Source organism: Acidiphilium sp. C61 (assembly GCF_905116885.1).
Lineage (GTDB): Bacteria > Pseudomonadota > Alphaproteobacteria > Acetobacterales > Acetobacteraceae > Acidiphilium.
Genome location: NZ_CAJHNI010000004.1, coordinates 1 through 20,381 on the forward strand (window position 1 = coordinate 1; position 20,381 = coordinate 20,381).

Genomic DNA, 20,381 nt, shown 5'->3' on the forward strand with positions numbered 1-20,381 from the left:
GCGGTAGCGGAGGCACTCGGCCACGACCCGGCTATCGCCCGCCGCCGCCCGCCCGCGCGCCGCAGATTATCGACGATGCCGATGCGCCGTGGCTACAGGGTGACGATGCGCCCCAGGCCGGCAGCAAGAGTGCTGCGACGCCTCCGGTAGCATCACCTCCGGCCCGGACGGATGCGCCGACCTCTGATGGTGGTGAGCCGTTATTCGTCACTCCGGGGGGCAGCATCGTTGCAGTGCCCGCGAAGGAGCCAATTTCCGGAGTGCAGAAAAAGGAGCCGCCGCCGGCCGGACCGGCTGCAACCAAACCTGCCGCCGAACCTGCCGCCGAAGCGAATGTTACCGACGTGAAGACGTTCCTGAGTAGGGTTGTGAACGCCACCGTTCTCGATGAGGGCGAGGACGACTGACTCTTCCAGAGGTGGCCTACTGCCGGGTGCCCGCCGGAAGGCTCTCGATGCGCGAGACCAACGCGACGTTGGTCTCCTCGAAGACCCGAATCAGCGCCCTTGCCTTCCCGGTGCGCCCGCCGACCATGCAGAGCTTCGCCTCTCTGGCCAGGCGGTGCAGCGCCTCGTGCAGGACCTGTATGTCATCAAAAACGGGCTGACACGAGAAATGCCTCGCGCCATCGGATTTCAGCCACCGTCCGAGATGGCAGTTGTCGACTTCCGTCACGTCGAGCAGATGGTCGGGCAGGAAACCTCTGTCATTGAACGTTTTGATGAAGAGGTTTGTCCGGTGTACGTGGCCGGCAACGATCGTGTCTACCAAGTTGATGCTGGCCGGCTTCATCGGCCTGCTTTCGGTACGCTGGCAGTCGCGGATCCGCTTTTCGACCTCGATGCTCGGCATTGGCTTCGCGTAGAGGAACCCCTGAAGGTGGCTGACCCCCATGGTCGAGAGCAGGCTCTCCTGGTCGGTGGTTTCAACGCCTTCGGCGACAATATCGATGCCCAGCATCCGGCCGGCCGTGATGATTCCAGCGACAATCGCCATGTCCTTGGGGAAGTCGATCATCCGAGCCACGAATTTCTGGTCGATCTTCACCGTGTGTGTGGACAGGCGCTGCAGGTAGGAAAGGGAGGCGCTGCCGGCCCCAAAATCGTCGATCGCCACCCGGATGCCGCGGATGATGCATTCCTGCAGGCGCTCCTCGGCTCGTTCCAGGCTGGGGATCGGCGCGGTCTCGGTAATCTCGAACTCGATCCTGCCGGGCAAGATATCCGGATGCCGGCCGAGCGCGGCATCAAGGTCGGCAATGAAGCTGTCGTCGTTCAGATACCGCGGGCTGACATTCATGCAGACCCGGATATCGAGACCGCCCAGGTGCCACGCCTCAGCCTGGGCAAAGGCCGCTTCCATGACCCGGGCACCCAGAAGGCGCGCGTGAGCATCGGTGTCCAGCGCTGGCGCGAAAGACGCAGGCCCGGCCAGTGCACCAGTATCATCACGGAACCGTGCAAGCGCCTCGACACATTCGAAACCGCCTGTCGTCGACTTGATCGGCTGATAAAACAGCGTGAGCGTGTCCGGATCTGGAAGCCGCAGCCCCCCGCCCGCAATGTCAGCATGCGCATCAACGCCCGGAGGCACCGATCTCATTACTGCGAGTAGAGGCATTGGGACCATCACTTCATTCCGATATCTACCCGCGGCGCCTGCGTCTTCACCTGAAATCCAGGTTAATTGTCTGAAATATTTGATTAAGGATGAGGCGGCTGAACCTCATCGCCGGGGAGGGCGCGGGGCGTGTACGGGTGCCATTTCGAGGCCGGGGCGCCGCGGTAGCGGCGCCTGGCCCGGTGCGACAAGCAGGGCAGGCGCGTGCTGCCGCAAGACAGCAAGCGTCCTGTTGTGAAGTCGCGGGTCGACTTCCAGCGATGACGTGTCGGCGACGGATCCGATCGCGGGGATCAGGAACACAACAGCAGTCTCCATCGAAGCCTTACCCATCGTCAGGAACCCTCAAGTTTCGTGAGCCAATCTTTCATGCTGCCGTCAGCCTCGATGTTCGTATCGCGTCGGCGCAGCATCATTTTCGAATCCAACTCTATCCCGAGAATAATATTAGAACCAAGAATTTTCGACTACATCCGGAAAAATACGACCATCACGCCCCGTCTTGCCGGTATTTTGCTTGTTTTAACGTGGCGCAGTTTACTATACTAGCGCGATGGAGAACCAGGATATCACCGCTGGTAACGAAGATCTGATCGATGCCGCAGAACTGGACGAGCACATCGACCGCCTGCCGGACGATGCGAGTATCCGTCGGTGGCTTGCATCGCTGCCGCCCTATCTTGCTGATTTCGGACGAGACCTGCCTCAGGAGGATCTCGGCGTCCTTCTGAAAATCGCCATGCGGTCTGATGTCGATGAGCCCGACTTCGCATCTGTCTGCGATGATATGGGGCGGGGCGGCCGACTCAGGATGCTCGCCGTGATGATGGCGTCAATGGACGGCGACGGCCACCTCCTGATGGAGATCCTGCTGGGCCACGGGCCGGCGCAGAGCATGATCCGCGAGGACATCGACACCCTTGCGGCCCGCATCGGCTCTCGCGCGCTCGAGATGCTGATCGAGACACCCGGCTTCATTGCAGGGGTACGAGCGGCAATGCCGCTCGTGTCGCGTTCGCCGTCGATGGCGAGGTTCCCCCGCAACACCATGGAGCGTTCCGATGCGTAGCCGGGTCAGAGTCATAAGGGTCGCCATCGGCGCCTCAGCCTTGCTGGCGGCCGCCTCGCTCGCCGCGGTCGCGCAGACAAGCTGGAACGACCCGTCGCTCGGTGTTTCCAGCAGCACGGCCACGAAATCGACCGGGGACTGCTGGGCGCCGGTCCAACAGCACCTTGCCGCCGCCGAGCAACAGTCAATCGCCAACGGGTCGATGCTTGCCTCGCAAAACTTCCAGTTCCTGCCGCATGGGCAGACTTTCTCGCAGGCGTCCTGCCTGTCGAACCTGTTGAGCGGTAGCCTCGACACTCTTTTCACTCCGCCCAACCTCAGCGGGATTGTGAGTGCGGTCGTGAGCAAGGCGTGCTCGATCGCGACAAACTACGAGCAACAGGCGATCGCCCCGGTTGCGCGAGGTTTGCAGCAGGGGCTGCCGTCCTATGAGATCGCTCCTGGCATTTCCACAGGCGCGATCTCAGGCGGGATGTACATTTCTCCCAGTGTCGGGGGCGGCAGCGCGGGTCCGGTTTCCGTCAATGTGACACCAATGCTCGGCGGACAGGGCGAGAACTTCACATCGCAAACCTACTTCAACGGTCTTTTGGGGAAACAATGAGCATTTCCATCCGCGCGCTCCTCCTTTCTGGCGCCGTGGCCCTGCCCGGCCTGGCGCTCGCCGCGTCACCGACGCCCGTTCAGTTTTCAGCCAAGGGGGCCGCAGCGACGCAGGCTGATCAGGTGTATGCCGCCTTCCTGCGCAGCCATCCAAAGGCCCGCCTGGAAGCCGCCAGTCTCGACCTCTGGCACGGACACACCAGCGTTCTCGCCGTCCGGTTCGTCGACCCCTCGACCTGCACCGGTGACGAGTGCCACACCGTGCTGCTCGATCAGGTGGCCGGCCGCTGGCACGAGATGATGGCGCAGCGGCTGAGCACCCTCGCCGTCATCCCTCATCCGGCCGCAGCTCCGGCAAACCTCATGGTTGACGGCAGGCATGTCTGGCAGCGGCTCGCCGATACCTTTGTGCCCCAGATCCAGAGTTACATCGACGGCGCGCCGATGGTCGCCTCGACTCCGGTGGACGCATCCCATGCCGCCGTGATGGCGTCATATCTCGGGGCGGCCAAGGCGTTCGTGATGCAGTCGGTCAAGGTCGGCGGCAAGCTTGGCACGATCGACGTCGTTCAGCCTACGGGGGTGAATTGCGGCGAGGCCGGATGCCCGATGGTCGTTTTCGGCAACCAGCATCCGGTGCTTTCAACCACATCGCCGGGCCTGTTCGGCCTCGCGCCGGGCGCAGACACCGTCGATGGCGTCCGGGGACTCGTCGTGGCTGTCGTGAACGGGCTTGACTTCTACCGGTGGGACACCGCTGCCGGCAAATACGAGATGACACGGACGACCTATACGTCGTCCGTTACCCCGGTGCCGTGACATGAGCTCGTCAGGCTGGAGCCTTGTTCGCGCCCTTCTCGGCGCGACCGCTCTCGTAGCGGTCGCTTCCGGCGCAGCGCATGCCGCGTCGGGGCAGTGGATCAGCGATCTCGCCATGAAGGAGAGCGGCGGGAACCAATACCAGACGAACCCATATTCCACGGCAATCGGGTCCTACCAGCTCACAGAGGCCGCGCTGGTGAGCGCTGGTTATGCGACGCAGACCGGCCCTGTCACCGCGGCCGACTACAACGGCAACGACAGCAATCTCGTCTTCACCGGCAAGGATGGCGTCAATTCGGTCCAGGACTTCATGGCCAACCAGGCCGCCCAGACCAATGCGGCGGAGACTTACGCCAAGCAGGTCTACGGAACACTGAGCTCAAACGGGACGGTCTCCCAATATATGGGCCAGACGGTCAACGGTCAGGTGATGAACCAGTCGGCCATGCTGACCGGAGCCTATGTGCTCGGCCCGCAAGGGTTCAAGGACTACCTGGCGAATGGCGGGAAGGTCTACACCAACGGGGTCTACGATCCGACGCTGACGGCCGAGGTGCAGTCGCGTATCGCCGACGGCTCGCAGTATAACGCGTCGGCCATTACAGGCGGCTACACTACCGTGCCGAACAGTGAGCCGGGCGCAAACACTGGGCCGGTGACGCCGAATACGGTGGCCAGTTCGCTCTACTGCAACCCTTATGTATCAAAGCTCCTGGTTGAAGGTGCGAAGGGCTTCGTCAACCAGGCGCGCGCCGAGGTGATTGACCCTCAGACTGGCTACACCCTGCTTAACGGGAACAGCGTCGCCCAGGCCGCCGGCCTGGCTCCGGGCGGCTCTACAGTGGGCGGCGGCACCGGCACGTTCGGCGAGTTCGGGTGCCTCTCCAACCTGCTGGGCGGAAGCCTCAATGTGCTGTTTGAGCCACCCAACCTCTCCGGCATCCTGCAGCAGCTGGAGAATTCGGTCTGCTCGGCCGCCCAGAGCGAGATGTCGAACCTCGTCCAGCCTGTCACCAACGCCCTGTTCAACAACACCAGCCTCGGCGGCTTCTTCCCCGGCCTCGGGCTCGGCGCGCTTGCTGGCGGCATATCGACCAGCCTTACACAGGGCGGCGGTAACGGCTTCTCCGTCAATGGTGGGGTTGGCTCTTCAACGACCTGGTACTCGAGCACCGGCACGCCGGGGCAGGCCCAGGTCTACTTCAACGGTCTGCTGGGAGGATCCCACTGATGTGCCGCAAAATCCTCATGGGGACCGCGCTCGTCTCCATCCTGTTCACGGCCGCCCCCGGCATCGCCATGGCCAGTTACGATCCGGCCGTGCAGCAAGCCGTCATCGCCGCCAACAGGAGCATCACCTCAGCGGTGAACCAGAATGCCTCGACCATCAGTTCAAGCCTGCAGACGGACTTGCGCCTGCTGTCGGGGCAGAACACCTTGAATTCCAAGGGGGTGATTCAGGCGCTCAGCAACATCGCCACCGAGCAGGACAACCGAGCCGTCGAGTTGAAGATTGAGCAGGCCACGCTCAACGCCGAGAATCAGGCGAGTTCAGGCACGTCGGCTTGCAACATGATCACCGGCACTCTTGCAGGTCAGGCCATCAACGCGCAGGTCGCTCAGGCCCAGGAGCAGGGTACCGATGCCGAGCTCGCCTGGGAGATGGGTGGCGACAAGACGACGCCCTCGCCGAGCTACAACGGACAGGCCAGTGCGGTCGACAGTCTCATAGCCGCGCACTGTCAGAACAGCGCGACTGAGCAGGATGTCGAGGAAGGGCTTTGCCCGGCCGTCACTGCGCCGGCCTCCAGCCAGCCCGGCGCAGCTGGCGCGGTGAGCAACACGGTGCCGCCCGATGTTGACGGCGGAAGGATGATCAACCAGCCCAACGACGTCATTCCGGCGAATATGATGCCGTCGATGAAGCAGTTCATGGCGCTGGCCTTCAATCCAAATCCGATGGGTGCGATGCCGCCCGGTGGTGCCACCAGCCAGAGCGGCAAGCAGGAGGCTTACGACCGCCTCGTCGCCGCTGCCCAGGCATCAATCCCCGACAGCGTGGTGGCCGGCGTTCTGGCCGCCCGGACCCCTCTCCCGGACAGCAACCAGCAGATTCAGGGTGGCAGCGTTGGGGCGGGCCCGGTCTCGGTCACCCAGTGGGCAAATGGCACCGAGCAGCAGATTGCCGGTGCGGGCGCGGAGCCTGCCGGCGGCTACTTTCCCAATGGCGTGTCAGAAGATGCGTGGATCACGGTCAGGGCTGATGGCTGGTACATGAACCCGGATTGGTCCATTGCTCTGAACGGATATTCCGAGACCCAGGCGGTCAAGGATCTCGCGATGATTGCGTCGTTCCGAGCCTTCCTGCAGAACAAGCAGTATCACCAGGGTGAGAAGGAGTTGCTTCTCCTCGCCTCCATCGATCGGTCGCTGCAGACACTCGTCCACATGCACTGATCGCGTGTTGCTTGCATGTCCCCCGTCTACAATCGTCTGAACCAGACACTCGACAGGGCGTAATCCCATGAGCGACGACGAGCAGACCAACAAGCCTGAGGCCGGTAATGGCGAGCCGCCCCCGAAGGTTGTGAGCCTCCGGGGGCGGCGCCCGATCCGCATGCAGGATCTGAGCGACGACCCCACCCCTGTAGAGCCGCCCGAACCGGACATCGACCATCGGACGAACCTGGAAAAGGCCCGCGATATAGTGGCTGCCGTGCAGGGGGAGATCGACGAGAAATTCGGCCTGCAGGCCACTTTTGCCCGGCTGGATGCGGAGGATGCGGAAGAGCGGCAGAGGCGCGAGCGTCGCATGCTTCAGATGCAGGCCATTGCAAAGGCCCAGCAGGCCGGGCTGCATACCGACTACCAGAGGCGCATCAACGATGACTACGACTACGCCAGGGCATACCTCGAACAGGAATCGGACGAGCCTCCCGAGCGGCTGATTGTTCAGTCGACGGCGCCGAACTTCGCACAAAACGCTCCTGGAACGGCCGCTGCTACGCCGGATAGTGATGCATGGGCCGGAGACAGCCCGGAAGCCATTGCCGCCGCGGCGACAACTCACGACCATGATGCCGGTACTGGCGAAGGGCCGGCGCTCATCATGGCACGGGCGATTGATGAGTGCCGGCGGATCGATCTTGAGCTCGGTGAAAATCCGGACCCGGTCGAAGTGATGATGGCCGAGGCAAAGAAGCGGATCATCATGCGGACGGCGACAGATGCCGCGCGCAAGGTTGGCGACCTGAACCAGGACGATCAGATTCTGGCTCGAGAGATGCAGTCCTACAACCAGACCAGCAAGGGCGGCTCGGTGTCGTTTCTCGGCGCTCTCGCCCAAGGGCTTCTTGGTGGCAACGCCCGTGCGCACCGTGTGGCAAAAGAGATGAGGGAAATCGTCGACCGCCGGCGTCAGGTGATCGAAAAAATGGATCTCGAGCGGCGTTGGCTGACCACAGCGGCGGACCGGGTGATCGAAAAGCACCGCGATGCGCGGGCCAGTTTCGAGGGCGCGGCGGGTATCCTGTCCGAGGCCGGCCGGGTCTTCGGCGATACCGAGATCGGCCGCGAGCTTGCCGCATCGGTGACGATCGCCGCCCAGCAGGCCGATGTGCCCGTCGAGCAGCTGGTTCGCCAGATCTCCGGACACGAGCCGGTCAGTCCTGGCAACCGACAGGTCGTCGACCAGCTGCGGACCCAGTATGGTGAGGCAATGGAGCGGGCCGGTGATGACGCAGCCGAGGCGCGCTCAGCTTCCGCCCTTGCCAGGGAGCAGCTGGCCCGCGGGCGGTCCGCGATCGAAGATGCGATCAACGGGCTTGAGATGCTGGCAAAGAACAGTCCTGACCTTGAAGGGCTCGACCGCGGCAAGCTGGCGGACTGGTTCGGCGATTCAACCCAGCCGCTGGATGGCGCGATGGACGTCACCAGTCCGGCTGCCATCGCCGCCGAGCGCGGGAGGCTGAACGCTCAGATCGCCGAGCGCATCCAGGCAATCTTCGAGATGATTGACCGGGTGCTGCGCGCGGTCGTGAACCGGATCAGCGCCGGTCGTCATGGAGTCGAGGCCGCAGCCGCGGCGGAGGCGGAACCGGCGCCTTCCGTCTGATGCCCCGCGATCTCTGGATCATAGAGGCGCCGGGCAAGATCGCCACGCTCAGCAAGAGCCTCGCGGCCCTGAACCGCGAGGCTGATGTGATCGCGACGTCCGGCTACATTATGACGTTCAGAGGCTGGCTCGGGATCACCCCGGACCTCCGGGACAAGGGGCGCGTGCCGGTCAACGAAGAGATCGTCCCCCGTCTGCGCGAGGCGGCGAGGGTGGCGAGTCGAATCTTCATCGCCACAGACGCCGACAGCGCGGGCAACGTGATTGCTCTCGACGTAGCCCAGGTCATCGCGGACATCGCGCCATCGCCGCAGCGGGTCCGACTATCCGGCCTCGACAGCGAGTCGGTTCGCCGGGCTCTCCGCGATGCCGGCCCCGTCACCGCGTTCGACGCAGCGGCCGGTCGCGGCCGGGCCATGATTGATCGCATCATCGGTGTCGCCTTCTCCACTGGAAGCGGATCCACGGGGCGTATCAAGGCATCCGTGCTGTCTCGGGTCAGCGAGGCCCCGCCGGGCTACGCGAACGTTTACACCCTCGTCGCGCCGGCTAGCGACTCCGGTCCGGCATTTCACCTCGAGATCTCCCCCGATCGGCAGATCGGAATGGAGACCCTGGAGACGCTTCTGCGCGCCGGTATACGCCCCGTCCAGCCCGGCGATCTGTGCGACACCGGCTTCGCACCCCGGCATTTCGGCGACATCCTGATCGCGGCAACGGACGAGGCGGCCCGCAACGGTGAGGACCGCTCTGTGGCCGAGATCGGCCGGGTGTTCCAGCAAGTCTACACCGACGGCAAGACGAGCTATCTCCGTTCGAATACCCGTGGCTACTCCGAATACGCCCATGCGAAGATTAGAGCCTCGGCGGGATGGCTCGGGCCGGGAGTATCCGTCAACGAGAAGACGATCCGGGCCAGTGCCCGCAACGGCCACGACGCGCCGTACCTGACCGCACCGGCCTCCCCGGTTGGTGCGCCCGGCATGCTCACCCCCAACCACCTTCTGGCGGAAATCGGCAACGGCAACGTAAGGGCCACCCACTACTGGCCGGTGCAGGTCCCGGATGCCGCCGATCTCCGCCAGGCGCTCATTGAGGCGGGCGTAGACGCCGCCACGGCCAGGAAGCTCAGCGAGCGGCGATGGCTGCGCTGGGATGGCGCCGTGCCGCCCGGCCTGAAGCAGCACGTCACCTCATCGCGGCTTACCAGGCGCGCCGATGTCGCCGTGCTGGCCCTGATGCTGGAACACGGCATCGGCAAGGCTGGTTCGTGGCCCAACGTCCCTGAGGCCATGACCGGCGGTGAGGAGCCGCTGGTCGACCTCGATGGCGCCGGCAGTATTGCTCTCACCGCCGCCGGGCAGGCGGCACTCGATGCGACACCAGCTTTCCTGCGCGACCCGTCCTTCAGCACGGCCGTCGAGGCGGCCTGCATTGAACAGGCGGGCGGCGGCGATCAGCCCTGGCGACAGATCGTCATCTCTGTGATGGAGGCCCTGCCCATGGATGCGAAAGCACAGGTCAGGAAAACTCTGATGACAGGGCATGGGCCGCGGGAGGAGAGGGTTGAAGCATCCCAGATCAGCGTTCCAACGATCGCCGACCTCGGCGTGGACACCAGCGTCCGCGTGGACGAGCCGCAGCCCGTCATGGCGCCTATCAGGTTCGCCTGAGAATGTCATATGCATAATAATTTGAAATTGACTTTTTCAATATAATTCCGTATCTCTGAACGCGCCAAATGATCGATTCCAAACGCAGAAGGCGCGTCATTTATGTATTTTTCATGTTCGCCGGGTTATGCAGGGTCGGGCCTCCGCAATCTTCGCGGACTGCCCCTACTCAGCGAGATCAGGCGGATTGGAATGCAGGGCATTTGCGAATCATCGAATAGCGGTGCAGAGCAATCTTGGCGCTATGACGCAGAATTCCTCAATGAGGCGATCTCTGAGTGCCTTATTGCCGACATGAGGTCGGCCAGCCTCAGCCTCCCCGGGCTTTTCTCCGGCATCTATGATCGGAGTGGCGACGTGTCCATGTCGGCGGAACGCATTTCCCGTGGGGCGTCTCGATATGCCCGCGCCGAGTTCACCTGGACCGAATACGCCTCAGCCCGACACCTCGGCAGGATCGGCGTTCTCGCGATTTCACCGGTCTACCGGGCCGAAAGCGCGTTCGACCTCCTGGTGTTTCGCAAGGCCGGCGGGCGTATCGACGCACCGCCGGGCATCGTCGAGGTCGACCTCCACAAGTCCATGTGGTTCCTGGCGCATGAGGCGAGCGGGTCGGGCCCGGTCACCGCGGATGCTTTCCACCATACCGCCGCCTCCTTCCGGGTGGCGACGACACCGTTTGGTGAGCCCGGCCAGGCGAACCGCGCATGGCGCGTTCTGCCGCATACCCGAAGCGTCTTGCACACCCCGATCCCTCGTACTCTTCGATCGATGTTCATGACCAAGTCGAAGGTCGTCTCGAGCGGCGAGCCGCTGGATCCGTCTTTCCTGCCCGCAAGCGATGGCATTGTTGAGGTTGCCCTGACCTGGCTGCTGGCCTTTGCGGCAACAGACGGCTTCCAGGGCGCCACCCTTAACGGTGCCCCGCTGATCGCTTCAGAGCGGCTGGAGCGGGAGAACTGCCTCTTGCCGCGCGGCCCGGTCCGACTTCGTGGGTTCTGCCAGCCGCGCGGGGCCCGCTCGCGATGATCAAGCGGTTCGCCATCCGGCTCGGCCGGAGGAAGACGGTAGGCATGGCCCCGGGAATGCCGCTCGCATCACGCATCCTCGCCCTTGCTACGGCGAGCCAGGTATGGCCGGTTCCTGAAATCGGCCAGACGATCAGCTTGCTTTCGACGTCGGAGTGCTGGAGCGTCTCCCCGGGTCATCTGCACCGGGCGATCGCCGGGCTTCGGTCGACACCCGACCTCGGAGAGTCCGCCATGTCCGCCTTTGCCGCCCCCGGCGGCGATCCGCTGTGGGTCGAGTACGCTATGGAGGCAAAGAGACCGGCCCGCGGCGTGCTTGCCTGCCCCGACCCGGTCAATGCAGGACGGATCGCATTTTCGGGCTGGACCATGGGCAGCCAGCAGGTGCCGTTCTGGATCCCGGTCATTGCAGAGTGGCGACACGATGTCGATCATGCACCGGATGGGAGACCGCTGACACCGGTAGACCGCATTTTCTTCAGGCAGACCCCCGGCGGGATGAAGATGCTCAAGATCGCCGTTGATAACGGGGAACTCTCGAAGGACCTGAAGATCGAGGACTTGTGCGGGCCGATGCTCGATGTTGTTGCTCACACAATCGCGGTGATTACTGAACACGGAACCCATAGCAAGGACCGTCAGTCATGAGCCCCGATGTCATCCGCCTTCGCGAACTCCGCGTTGATCTCCACAACGAGGCTCTTGCCTCGAACACTCGTGCAACCTCCATAATGGCCAACGCAATGGGGATGATCGAGGCGGCCCCCTCCGGCGACAATTATCTCACCTTCGACAGCGCCAGCACCGACGCCTTGATTAACCGGCTGAAAGCCCGTCATGAGGTGGCGGAGGATCTTGCTCTGGCCGAACCATCGCAGCACCCCTTCTGGTGCGAGTTCACGACCAAGGCGGGCTCGTTCGCCACGATCACCACACCGTGGACGATACAGGGCGGCAGAGAGACCCTCTTCATTTCACGCCGCTTCCGTCATGGCGTTCCCGACCAGGCACCCTACCAGATGGTCTGGTCTCTCGAGGGCCTGCGTCGCCGGCTCCATTTCGATGAACTGGTCCAGGTCCAGTATGTCCGCACATCGATGCATCGCCCTGTCAGCGAGGTCGTCCGGGAGGATGTCCGTCGCGCTGGCCTTGCCATCGCCTCCATGACCCTTGCCGTCCAGGCGCAGATCTCCCGTGCAGCGGCCCGTCGGACCCGTGCCGAGGCTGAACTTGCACGGCTTGCAGAGCTGGAGCGGTTCGGTTCTCGCGGCCTTGTGCCGACGCTCATCCCGGTTCCGACAACTATCCCCCTGCCCGTCCTTCGTCATGCCGATATTGTTGACTGCCACCCGCACGCCGAACCGGCCGAAGCGCCGGCCATGAGTTTCTGACCAGGAGATGATGATGACCGGTCGCGACCAAACCGAGATCCAGATCGACAGCCTGCTCGTCGATGTGAAGATCATGACCCGCGGTCGGTCGGGCGAAATCAGCCTGATCCATGCGAACGCCTCGACCACTCGTATCGGCCTTGCCCGCGCGCGCGACGGACAGACCGTCGACTTGCGGGTCAAGCTCGGTGAAGCCCCTTCGGTTGCTCTGATGAATGGCAGTCGCGAGGAAATGCGGACCTGGCTGGAGTATGTCGCCTCGACGGCGACAGCGAACCTGCGCCGCGGCGCGCCCTCGCCGGTCCTCCGTATTACGGGACCCGGTGGTTCGGATGCCTCGTCCTCTGGCATGGATGCCGACTTTGTTGGCGTCGCCCCGCGCCCGTTCAGTCCCGCCAGTATTTTCGGGGCGCGATTGGCATCCCGCCTCACCATTGCTGGTGCCGTCGCCGGTGTCGTTGCCCTTGTGGCATTGCACTCTTTCCCGGGGCTGGAGACTGCTGGCTTTGGCGTATCCCAGCCGGCCATCGCTTCGAACACCACCGCGGCGCTGCAGACCCACGAGGCGCAGGACAGTGCGCCTCCGCCAACGCCAAATTCAGCGCCGGTCGCCCTTCCCGATTCGACATCAGCCGGGGTCGTCGCGCTTACAGCTGAACAGGTAAGCCGGGCGCCGAGGGATTCCTGGGGCACTCCGTCAGTGCCCAGGACAGCATTCTGGATGAAACCCGGCACGCATGCCTATTTGCCCATGCCGGGCGGCGGAACCGTCACCACGCCGTCTGGGCTCGCCGCATTCGGGCTTGGAGAATAAGACGGCCCCCAATTTAGGGGGGTAAAGCTGAAAATTCCAATTTTGGATCAGGCAATCAGTGGGGCGCACCGCCCCACTGATATTTATTGATTATTCCCGATCGCGCAGTGAATATGCGGTATTTCCGGTCAGGGGATTTTCACCGTGCATCTGCCAAAATTCAGATTTTTTGCCATTCTGATCTTCATTTTTCCGGGTTTGGCATTCGGATGTGGCACAGGGCATCCATTTTCAAAATCAGTGCATGTCGTGCCGGGTCCTTCCCAGCAAATGGTAATTTTAAGGCAACCAGACCCAGATGGGTGCAAATACGTTCTCGAAATCAAAAAAGCAGGACACATCATCCTGCATACAAGCATTGTTACCGGAAAAAAGAATTCTCAGCCGCCCTCCATGCATTTAATTGGGAAATCCACCAATGCAATAGAATTTGATATTTCCCTGGTTCATATTGGGGCGCTGAATCGGGACCTCGATGAAATTCTGATTTATGAATGGAAGACAAACGCGGACGCAGGCTCAAGCAACCTCAGGATGTTTGGGTATTTCAAGGGTGGGATCCGCAGGCTCCTGGATTTGTGGGGGTATCCCGGCGAGATGTCCTACCGGATGGCTGACGGGGAACTTCACGTCAGCGGCGATATGACGAAGAGCTGCTTGGTCTGTGGAAAGCCGAAGAGCCTGACTCTGAACTGGAACAACCGGCTCGGCGGCTTCACCCTACTTCACCCGGCAGACCACGCCTACGCCAAATACCTTGGCTACGATCTTCCGGGTGACGGGGTCAGATTCAGCTATTCCAGCGTCGTGTCCCAATACCACCAGGCCAGCGCGCACCTCCTCAAAATGTATCACAAGGCATATGACCCGGCCGACCAGACGGGGCGTGAGAAGCTGCGTCGCGCAGAGATCGCATGGATAGAGGAGAAGAGATCGGTCTGCGGCCATCAGCAGGAGGCGCTGGAGCCCGGAAACCTTGCGATCGCCGAATGTCTGATCGGGAAGACGGCTTCCCGCAGCCTTGAACTGGAGAGCGATACCGAAGGTGCTCAGGAAGTTGCGCAGGCGGCGCCGGCGGACGGGGGCGGCGGATCGAGCCCCGAAGGTCGCGCCACGCAGGCAACTCTGGACAAATGCCGGGACGGGTTCTTTATCTTGACCAATCAGCTCATGGTCACAAAGGCTCTGGCGACACGGAGCGGGTACTACGTCACCGCGATTACCTCGGAACCCTACCCGCCCCTATCGTCTGGCGATGTGAGCGACAGCTCATCAGGCCGCGTTGTCTGCGGCTACAAGAACACCTACGAGTTCAGCAAGAACCCAGTAGCGATGGGCATGCAGGTCCTTTACCGCGACGTCAGCTACGACCAGTTCGTCGTGAGGGACAGCAACGGCAAGGTTGGTGGAGTCCATTTCGTCAAGCCAAAGAGCGAGAAGCCAGGCGCCATGCAGTACCTGAAAGACGCCCTGCAAAGCCTTATCCACTGAAGCGCATTCCGAACTGCCCAAGGTGAAGCGGGCGACCGGCGGGGCGTTTGGAAAGGTGGCTGGCCACACGGTGCGGCCAACCACGCTGGAGAATCAGGTGCCGCTGCTGTTCGAGATCTGGGCAAGCGTGTCGTTGGGGCCGTAGCAGAAGAGCACGGTATGCTTGTGCTCCTTGGTCATGCTCTGGGCCGGGGTGAAGAAGATTTCAGCCAGCCCGAGCGTTGCGACATCGCCGAGCACCTCACCGGTGGTGATGAGCCCTTTGGAGAGCAGGTTGTGGCCCTCCGTGTAGAGCTTGTAGACGTCGCAGGACAGGCCCTTGTCATTGATGTGCCCCTGAGGGGCGCCAACCACCGAGACAACCTTCAGGCGCGGCTCGTTCTTGTGGAATTGCGACAGGTCAACCGGGGTGGGGCGGTCCGCCTCCATCATCGGGCTGCAACCCATGAGTGCGGTGCAGGTAATTGCCACGGCAAACATGCTGCGGGCTGCGGTACGAGGGTTCATGATTGGCCTCTTGATGTGAACGTCGTGTTCAAAAGCTATACAAAATTGAATCTATGAATGCAATGCAGAATTGACTTTTGATTTTGAATTTATATTCCTGCGCCCCCCCGCGGGAAGAACATGCCGCAGGATGCCATGATGTCGCTGCCGACGCGGGGCACGATGCGGCTACCCGCCTGGCCAAGTGATCCAGCCACCAGCCGGAACAGCTCAGTAAGCCGCTTCTCTTCCGTTTCGGCCCCCTGTCGCTGATCATGAGGGTTGTAGCGAACAAGATTGAATTTGGCCTTTATCCCCCGCACTTTCAGCGCTTCGAGCGTCGTGGCGACGTCATCAGGATCGTCGTTCTCGCCGGCGATGAACGCCCAGTGCAGAGCAATCGCGCGCCCAGTTCGTGCCTGGTAGTCGGCGATCAGGTCGAGCGCATGGTCGACTGGCTTTGCCCTTGGCAGCCAGCGGCGTCGAAATGCCGGGTTTGTCGAATAGAGCGAGTAATAGAGCATGCTCCGCGGGTCGGTCAGGAGGCTATCGAGCCTCCCGGTGTATTCGTCTGGGATGATGCTGGAGACGAGGAAGCGGGAGGCGAGATCCGGCATCAGGTTGCCAAGGAGCTCGAAGACGAGGCTCGACTCGCGAAGGAAATCCGGGTTGGACAGAGCCTCGCCACGGGCCATGAAGTTGTAATGCACACGCTTCGCCTCGGTCGCCACCATTCCAGCGTGCTGCAGCACGCGGTTGGCCTGCGCCACGTAATCATGGGCGCCGACCGGCACCATCATCGTCTGGCCGGTAGCTGTCAGATGGCAGAAGCGACAGGCGTGGCGGCACCCTGTGTGCGAGGAGAGATAGACGATGAAATAGTCGGGGTCGCGCTGAACAAACCGGGCCTCGATCATACCCCCATCCGCCGTCGGGAGTGTGAAGTTGACCGATGCATCCACCTGTGAAGCGTGCTTTTGCCATGACATGAGCCAAGCATGGCGGGCTGATGTGAAAGCAACGGCAAAGGAGGCACAGCAGGCTTCGCCCGGGCCACGTTGCTTTCATGCCTGAGGATTAGAGTTGGCGGGAGCCAAGGAGGGTTCCATGTTCGAAGCGAAAGCCGATGCCATCATCACCGGCCTCATGCTGAAGGATCCAGCCACTTTCGATCTCGACCTTGCCGAGGGCATGCAATCCCTGTTGCTTATGGCGGGGGCGTCTGAGGTTGCGTTCAGCTTTTCGGGCGTCGATCCTGAGGTGAGTGACGAGGGGCGACCGGACGTGAGGATCCGCTTCGACTCTCCGGGCATTGTCTCGCCAAGGATCATCAACCTCATCCAAACCCGACTGCTTGCCGTAGCGGGTCGCCATGCCGTGGCCAGTGGGCGCGAGATCCTCGAAAACCTGGGAATCACAATCCCATCCAGCTCGCGCCGGCTCCTGGATAATTCGCCCCCCGTGCTCCTCGACATCGATGTGGCGGTCAGGTGTTCCGAGAGCTCACGTTACGCTGGCATCTGTACGGATTCTTGGGCGTTCCACAAAGGGTGCATGCCGGATTGGTATGCCGAGAGCCTCGTTGTTTTGACGCATGACGACACCTCCGCCCCGGAAATGGAATGATCACGGACGGGAAATTCGTCGAGGCCGCCGGCGCCGTCGAACCGATCGGTCAGGTCGACCTGCAGCGCCCGGTGGACCTTGACGGCGCCGGCAATCATGGCCTCGTTTCCTTCAGGGCCAGTATCGGCCATCTCATCATTCACGATGTGCATGCGGAGTGCTTGCACGGCGGCGCGGTCATGAAGGAAGTCAGCGGCTTCACAGACGTGAGTCTTGGCCCCGCCTTTCTTGAGAGATCGTATTTCGGGGACGACGTACGCAGGTTCGTACGCCGGTACGGGATCAACACCGCGAGTACGGCAGTCGTTGTTGCAACGGCATGCCAGGAAGTTGTCCCCGTGGTTCTGTCGTTCGAAGGCGGCCGGCTCCCCGTCGCCCCTGAGAACCTGCACAGTGTGTTCGGCCGTAGGCGATATCTGCGGGTGCCGCCCGATTGGGCACTTGCCACACCTCCGGCCGACGGAGCGCTGCCTGGCCCCTCCATGGATCGAGGCGCCACCGCGCCCGAAATCTGCCAGGACCACGTCATCCAGCTTATCCCGTTCACGCGGCGGCGCGCCGAGATATGGCGTTCGGATCTGGACGTGGATGCCAACCGGCAGCTTCTTCAGGATTGTCTCGAAATTTTCGCCCTCAACCCGCTCAATCGGCTTCAGGGCCTCGCAACCAACGCGGAATGCGATGGGCTGGATCAAGGCTGCTCGCCCGGCTTTTGAAAGCGGCATGTCCGGTCCTCGATAGGCGAAGGCTGCGGCGTTGGGACCGGGGCTGCTCTTCCGGCCGGACTGTTCACCCGCCCGGAAGAGCAGCCTGATCCGGCAGCTCCAGAAATGAGGATAGGAGGCCGGCCAGGGCCTGTCGTTCATCCTCAAGACCGCCGCTGACCGCGATCGCCACCCCGCCAGTCTCACAGCGGCTCACACGCGCCTCGATATCGTAACGCCCGTCGAGATGCCCGTCCGGTGTCACCCTGTGAAAGGGGGCATTGATGATCAGCAGATCTGGTGTGCTCTCGGCGTCGATCCTGTACCCCCCGACGAAGCCACCGGTCTCCGGAATCAGGTCTTCCAGCCGCTCGACCTCGCGCTCTGCGTCTTCGATTGCCGCAAGCTGACTCTCCCGGCTGCCGGTCAGGCCGTCGGCTGCCGTTCGACGGGAGAGTGCCTGGAGAATGCTGTCGAGAATCGTGGTCAATGCGGTCTACCTCCAGAAAGTGCTTCTAGGAATACAGTTTCATGCTGTATAATTCCAGTGTTATATGGCGCATCTGTCGCGTGCCTGTTGGTCGCTGCAGTTCGGAGGAGTCGTGGCCGTGGAAGATGAGATCACCAGATCAGACTCCCAAAGTGTGCGAGAGCATCCGCCGCGGCCGGCTGCGGATGCTCTGCTCGCGCTCTTGGTGGCAGCCCGCAATCTCGGCATGCAGACGGCACCGACTGCGGACGAGCCCAACAAGGTGATCACGGTGCATGCCATCTCGGACTTGCCGAGCCGGGTCTTCGCCATGGTCAAGGCCATCGAGGCGCTCGATGAGATCGACTCATCAGAGCTTGCCCAGGTGATCGATGGGGCGGTGACGATCCTGCGTCTGAAGATAGCTCTTCATGCCGTGCTCGGCTGGATCGCAGCAAGAGGTCTACCGACGCGCGAGGTTTCCCAGATGGTCGTCGAGGCGGTGAACGGGCCGATCAACCCGAACGGGTCGGCCGTCAAGCTTAACCAGATGAGGACCGCGCTGCTGGAGACGATGGGCGCGGCGGCGCCGCGGGGCCCGACGCCAGGAATGTAGGCCGGTTCAGGCCGGGGCGGCCGGGGCTGCCGGGGCGGATGGGTTATCGAGGTCGAAGCCGTTCATCGACAGGATCTGGGCCTCGAGCTGGCTCGGGTATAGCCTCGCCTCTTCTCCGACAACCAGGGCTGTGGCCGGGCGATAGTTGCCGACCTGAACCTCGCCACCCGAGTCGATCACGCCCGGCGCAAAGGCATCGTCGATCGCATCTGACAGGTCTGCCGCCTGGCTGACAATGTCCTCGTCGCGCTGGTCCGCCCGCTCTGTGGTGACGCCGGCGGGCCGCCGGCCACGCGTAAGGGCCCTGGCCAAGCCGATCTCACCCGTTGCCTCGCCCTCCTCGGGTGGCTTTGCCGGGGTTGGAGGCGTGGCAACCACATTGCCACCCGTCGTCAGCCATTCGGGCGCGAGTCCCTCGGTGGCCTGCTCGGGTGCCGTATTGTCGACGTAGAGACGCCCCGCGAACCGGTAGACCCCCGGCATGTCCGTATCTTCGACATCGCAGGTGAGGCTCCGCGCACGGAGCAGCTTCTCCGCCATGACGGTCGGGACACCGAGGATTGTGGCATCGGCCGTGCGAAGACACAGGCCCCCATTAGGATCGGAGGATCGTGACAGCCCGTCCGTGTCAAGAGTGATCCAGCGCATGCCCATGTCAGGCACCGGTGGGATGCATGCGGAAGATGAAACCAGAAGATGAGATCTCGCAGGAAGAGAGCCGCGCCCGACGGGCGCCTCCTCGACCGATGCGGACATGCCATCCCAGTGCGCCGTCAAACCAGACCCGGAAGCTTGCAACCCCCTTGCGGCCGCGCTTTGTGGAACCGGTGCGGACGAGGACATTCGATGTCCCGACCAGATGGCCGCGCACGACTGGGTCCGAGATCAGGCGGATGTCGCGCGGCTCATCGGCGGAGCCCGGCGCTTTGCCTGGCGGCTGAAATCCGTTCGTGACGACTGGGATCTGCCTGACCATAGCCACAAAATATCAATTTGCCGATATATATTCAAGAAAAACAGGTGCTCTACCCGAAGCGCGATGCACCTGTCCATCCATGTTCAGTAAGCGTGTTCGAGCCACGGGGCGATCGGTCGGCGCGTGGCGGTGGCGGATTTCAGGAGGGGCGCGACAATCTCCGCCGGCCTGTATGATGGCGCCTCCCGTGCCGTGACATCGGAGGAAGTGAGCAGGTCGAAAGCCTCCTTGTGGAAGGCATATTCTTCCGGCGTGAGGCACGCATTCTCGATTCCGACCGGAGAGCCACCGGTATAGCCAGCAGCACACAGGATCATCTGGACCTCGAGACCCCTGCCGCGGCACTGGCGGGCCAGCCAGATCTCGCCATGGCAGTAATAGCCGACACCCCGCGGTTGGCGGCCGTTGTGGTCAACAAGGATGAAGCAGATCTCATCCCCCCAGACGCTCTCGTCGATCCGTTGGATCGAAAGCCCTGCATGCAGTGCGGAGTCGGCAGCGGCACGCCACATCTCATGCATAGGCAGGTTGCGGGCCGGAGCTGTGAGAGCCCGGCGGAAGACCCGCGTTGATTCCTGGTCACCACGGCTGAAGGTCGGATGTACGAACACATCCCCAACAAAGGCCGCGAAGGTCATTCCCGCGATGACAAAAGTGCTGGGCTGCATGGCCAATCCACTCCGGTGCTTGTTCGATCCCCCTAGTATGTGCCCGGTATGTGTAAGTGACATTAAATGCCGGACAGTAATTCGGACCCAAAAAATAATTTTTTGAGGTTTGAATTATCTATAGAAAATTTCTGATGAACTTCGACCGCCCATAAAAAAATCCCGGCACATTTCTGTGCCGGGTTCACTAAATCGTGAATTTTTGGGGGCG

At 62.4% G+C, this 20,381-nt stretch carries 22 protein-coding genes and 1 pseudogene; 16 read left to right on the forward strand and 7 right to left on the reverse strand.

Annotation, left to right across the window (positions count from 1 at the left end):
- Nucleotides 1–407: pseudogene (locus tag HUW10_RS18235) on the forward strand (hypothetical protein); the annotation flags it as partial.
- A 16-nt stretch (nt 408–423) separates the two neighbouring features.
- Here the strand turns inward: HUW10_RS18235 and HUW10_RS01360 are convergent.
- Nucleotides 424–1,593: an EAL domain-containing protein gene (locus HUW10_RS01360; protein WP_174501871.1), complete on the reverse strand. Its 1,170-nt coding sequence runs from the start codon at nt 1,591–1,593 to the stop codon at nt 424–426.
- Between the two features lie 580 nt (nt 1,594–2,173).
- Here HUW10_RS01360 and HUW10_RS01365 point away from each other — a divergent pair.
- The 12 genes from HUW10_RS01365 to HUW10_RS01420 all read left to right on the forward strand — a co-directional run bounded on the left by HUW10_RS01365 (nt 2,174) and on the right by HUW10_RS01420 (nt 14,625).
- Entirely contained in the window at nt 2,174–2,689 is a 516-nt protein-coding gene (locus tag HUW10_RS01365; protein ID WP_174501872.1) for a hypothetical protein, read from the forward strand.
- Nucleotides 2,682–3,293, forward strand: a complete 612-nt coding sequence (locus HUW10_RS01370) for a hypothetical protein (protein ID WP_174501873.1) — start codon at nt 2,682–2,684, stop codon at nt 3,291–3,293. The genes HUW10_RS01365 and HUW10_RS01370 overlap by 8 nt, the downstream gene beginning before the upstream one ends.
- Complete coding sequence (locus HUW10_RS01375) at nt 3,290–4,111, forward strand: hypothetical protein (RefSeq protein WP_174501874.1); 822 nt, start codon at nt 3,290–3,292, stop codon at nt 4,109–4,111. Before HUW10_RS01370 ends, HUW10_RS01375 begins: the two co-directional genes overlap by 4 nt.
- Before the next feature lies 1 nt (nt 4,112).
- Nucleotides 4,113–5,345: a hypothetical protein gene (locus tag HUW10_RS01380; RefSeq protein WP_174501875.1), complete on the forward strand. Its 1,233-nt coding sequence runs from the start codon at nt 4,113–4,115 to the stop codon at nt 5,343–5,345.
- Nucleotides 5,345–6,571: a hypothetical protein gene (locus tag HUW10_RS01385; RefSeq protein ID WP_174501876.1), complete on the forward strand. Its 1,227-nt coding sequence runs from the start codon at nt 5,345–5,347 to the stop codon at nt 6,569–6,571. Before HUW10_RS01380 ends, HUW10_RS01385 begins: the two co-directional genes overlap by 1 nt.
- Nucleotides 6,572–6,638: 67 nt before the next feature.
- Complete coding sequence (locus HUW10_RS01390) at nt 6,639–8,228, forward strand: hypothetical protein (protein WP_174501877.1); 1,590 nt, start codon at nt 6,639–6,641, stop codon at nt 8,226–8,228.
- Complete coding sequence (locus HUW10_RS01395) at nt 8,228–9,901, forward strand: toprim domain-containing protein (RefSeq protein ID WP_174501878.1); 1,674 nt, start codon at nt 8,228–8,230, stop codon at nt 9,899–9,901. Before HUW10_RS01390 ends, HUW10_RS01395 begins: the two co-directional genes overlap by 1 nt.
- A 192-nt stretch (nt 9,902–10,093) precedes the next feature.
- Complete coding sequence (locus HUW10_RS01400; protein ID WP_174501879.1) at nt 10,094–10,930, forward strand: hypothetical protein; 837 nt, start codon at nt 10,094–10,096, stop codon at nt 10,928–10,930.
- Nucleotides 10,927–11,577, forward strand: coding sequence for a hypothetical protein (locus tag HUW10_RS01405; RefSeq protein WP_174501880.1), 651 nt, complete (start codon nt 10,927–10,929; stop codon nt 11,575–11,577). The genes HUW10_RS01400 and HUW10_RS01405 overlap by 4 nt, the downstream gene beginning before the upstream one ends.
- A complete protein-coding gene (locus tag HUW10_RS01410; protein ID WP_174501881.1) occupies nt 11,574–12,320 on the forward strand; it encodes a hypothetical protein in 747 nt (248 codons plus the stop codon). The genes HUW10_RS01405 and HUW10_RS01410 overlap by 4 nt, the downstream gene beginning before the upstream one ends.
- A gap of 13 nt (nt 12,321–12,333) precedes the next feature.
- On the forward strand, nt 12,334–13,134 hold the full coding sequence (locus HUW10_RS01415; RefSeq protein WP_174501882.1) for a hypothetical protein: 801 nt from the start codon (nt 12,334–12,336) through the stop codon (nt 13,132–13,134).
- Between the two features lie 144 nt (nt 13,135–13,278).
- Nucleotides 13,279–14,625 carry a lysozyme inhibitor LprI family protein gene (locus tag HUW10_RS01420; protein ID WP_174501883.1) on the forward strand — a complete coding sequence of 449 codons (1,347 nt, stop codon included), beginning with the start codon at nt 13,279–13,281 and terminating at the stop codon, nt 14,623–14,625.
- A gap of 93 nt (nt 14,626–14,718) precedes the next feature.
- Here HUW10_RS01420 and HUW10_RS01425 read toward each other — a convergent pair whose 3' ends face one another.
- Both HUW10_RS01425 and HUW10_RS01430 read right to left on the reverse strand, forming a co-directional pair.
- Entirely contained in the window at nt 14,719–15,132 is a 414-nt protein-coding gene (locus HUW10_RS01425; protein WP_174501884.1) for a hypothetical protein, read from the reverse strand.
- Nucleotides 15,133–15,221: 89 nt separating this feature from the next.
- The gene (locus tag HUW10_RS01430) at nt 15,222–16,028 is read right to left on the reverse strand and encodes a radical SAM protein (protein ID WP_174501885.1); all 807 of its coding nucleotides are present in this window, start codon (nt 16,026–16,028) and stop codon (nt 15,222–15,224) included.
- Between the two features lie 190 nt (nt 16,029–16,218).
- On the opposite strand from HUW10_RS01430, the gene HUW10_RS01435 reads away from it, so the two are divergent.
- Nucleotides 16,219–16,737, forward strand: a complete 519-nt coding sequence (locus HUW10_RS01435; protein ID WP_174501886.1) for a hypothetical protein — start codon at nt 16,219–16,221, stop codon at nt 16,735–16,737.
- Complete coding sequence (locus tag HUW10_RS01440) at nt 16,734–17,453, forward strand: hypothetical protein (RefSeq protein WP_174501887.1); 720 nt, start codon at nt 16,734–16,736, stop codon at nt 17,451–17,453. Before HUW10_RS01435 ends, HUW10_RS01440 begins: the two co-directional genes overlap by 4 nt.
- Nucleotides 17,454–17,526: 73 nt before the next feature.
- Here HUW10_RS01440 and HUW10_RS01445 read toward each other — a convergent pair whose 3' ends face one another.
- Nucleotides 17,527–17,931 carry a hypothetical protein gene (locus HUW10_RS01445; RefSeq protein WP_174501888.1) on the reverse strand — a complete coding sequence of 135 codons (405 nt, stop codon included), beginning with the start codon at nt 17,929–17,931 and terminating at the stop codon, nt 17,527–17,529.
- Between the two features lie 226 nt (nt 17,932–18,157).
- Here HUW10_RS01445 and HUW10_RS01450 point away from each other — a divergent pair, with 226 nt between their 5' ends.
- Entirely contained in the window at nt 18,158–18,526 is a 369-nt protein-coding gene (locus HUW10_RS01450) for a hypothetical protein (protein ID WP_174501889.1), read from the forward strand.
- A gap of 6 nt (nt 18,527–18,532) precedes the next feature.
- Here HUW10_RS01450 and HUW10_RS01455 read toward each other — a convergent pair whose 3' ends face one another.
- The 3 genes from HUW10_RS01455 to HUW10_RS01465 all read right to left on the reverse strand — a co-directional run bounded on the left by HUW10_RS01455 (nt 18,533) and on the right by HUW10_RS01465 (nt 20,170).
- On the reverse strand, nt 18,533–19,066 hold the full coding sequence (locus HUW10_RS01455; RefSeq protein WP_174501890.1) for a hypothetical protein: 534 nt from the start codon (nt 19,064–19,066) through the stop codon (nt 18,533–18,535).
- Nucleotides 19,067–19,181: 115 nt separating this feature from the next.
- Nucleotides 19,182–19,502, reverse strand: coding sequence for a hypothetical protein (locus tag HUW10_RS01460; RefSeq protein WP_174501891.1), 321 nt, complete (start codon nt 19,500–19,502; stop codon nt 19,182–19,184).
- A gap of 83 nt (nt 19,503–19,585) precedes the next feature.
- A complete protein-coding gene (locus HUW10_RS01465) occupies nt 19,586–20,170 on the reverse strand; it encodes a hypothetical protein (protein WP_174501892.1) in 585 nt (194 codons plus the stop codon).
- Between the last annotated feature and the right edge of the window lie 211 nt (nt 20,171–20,381).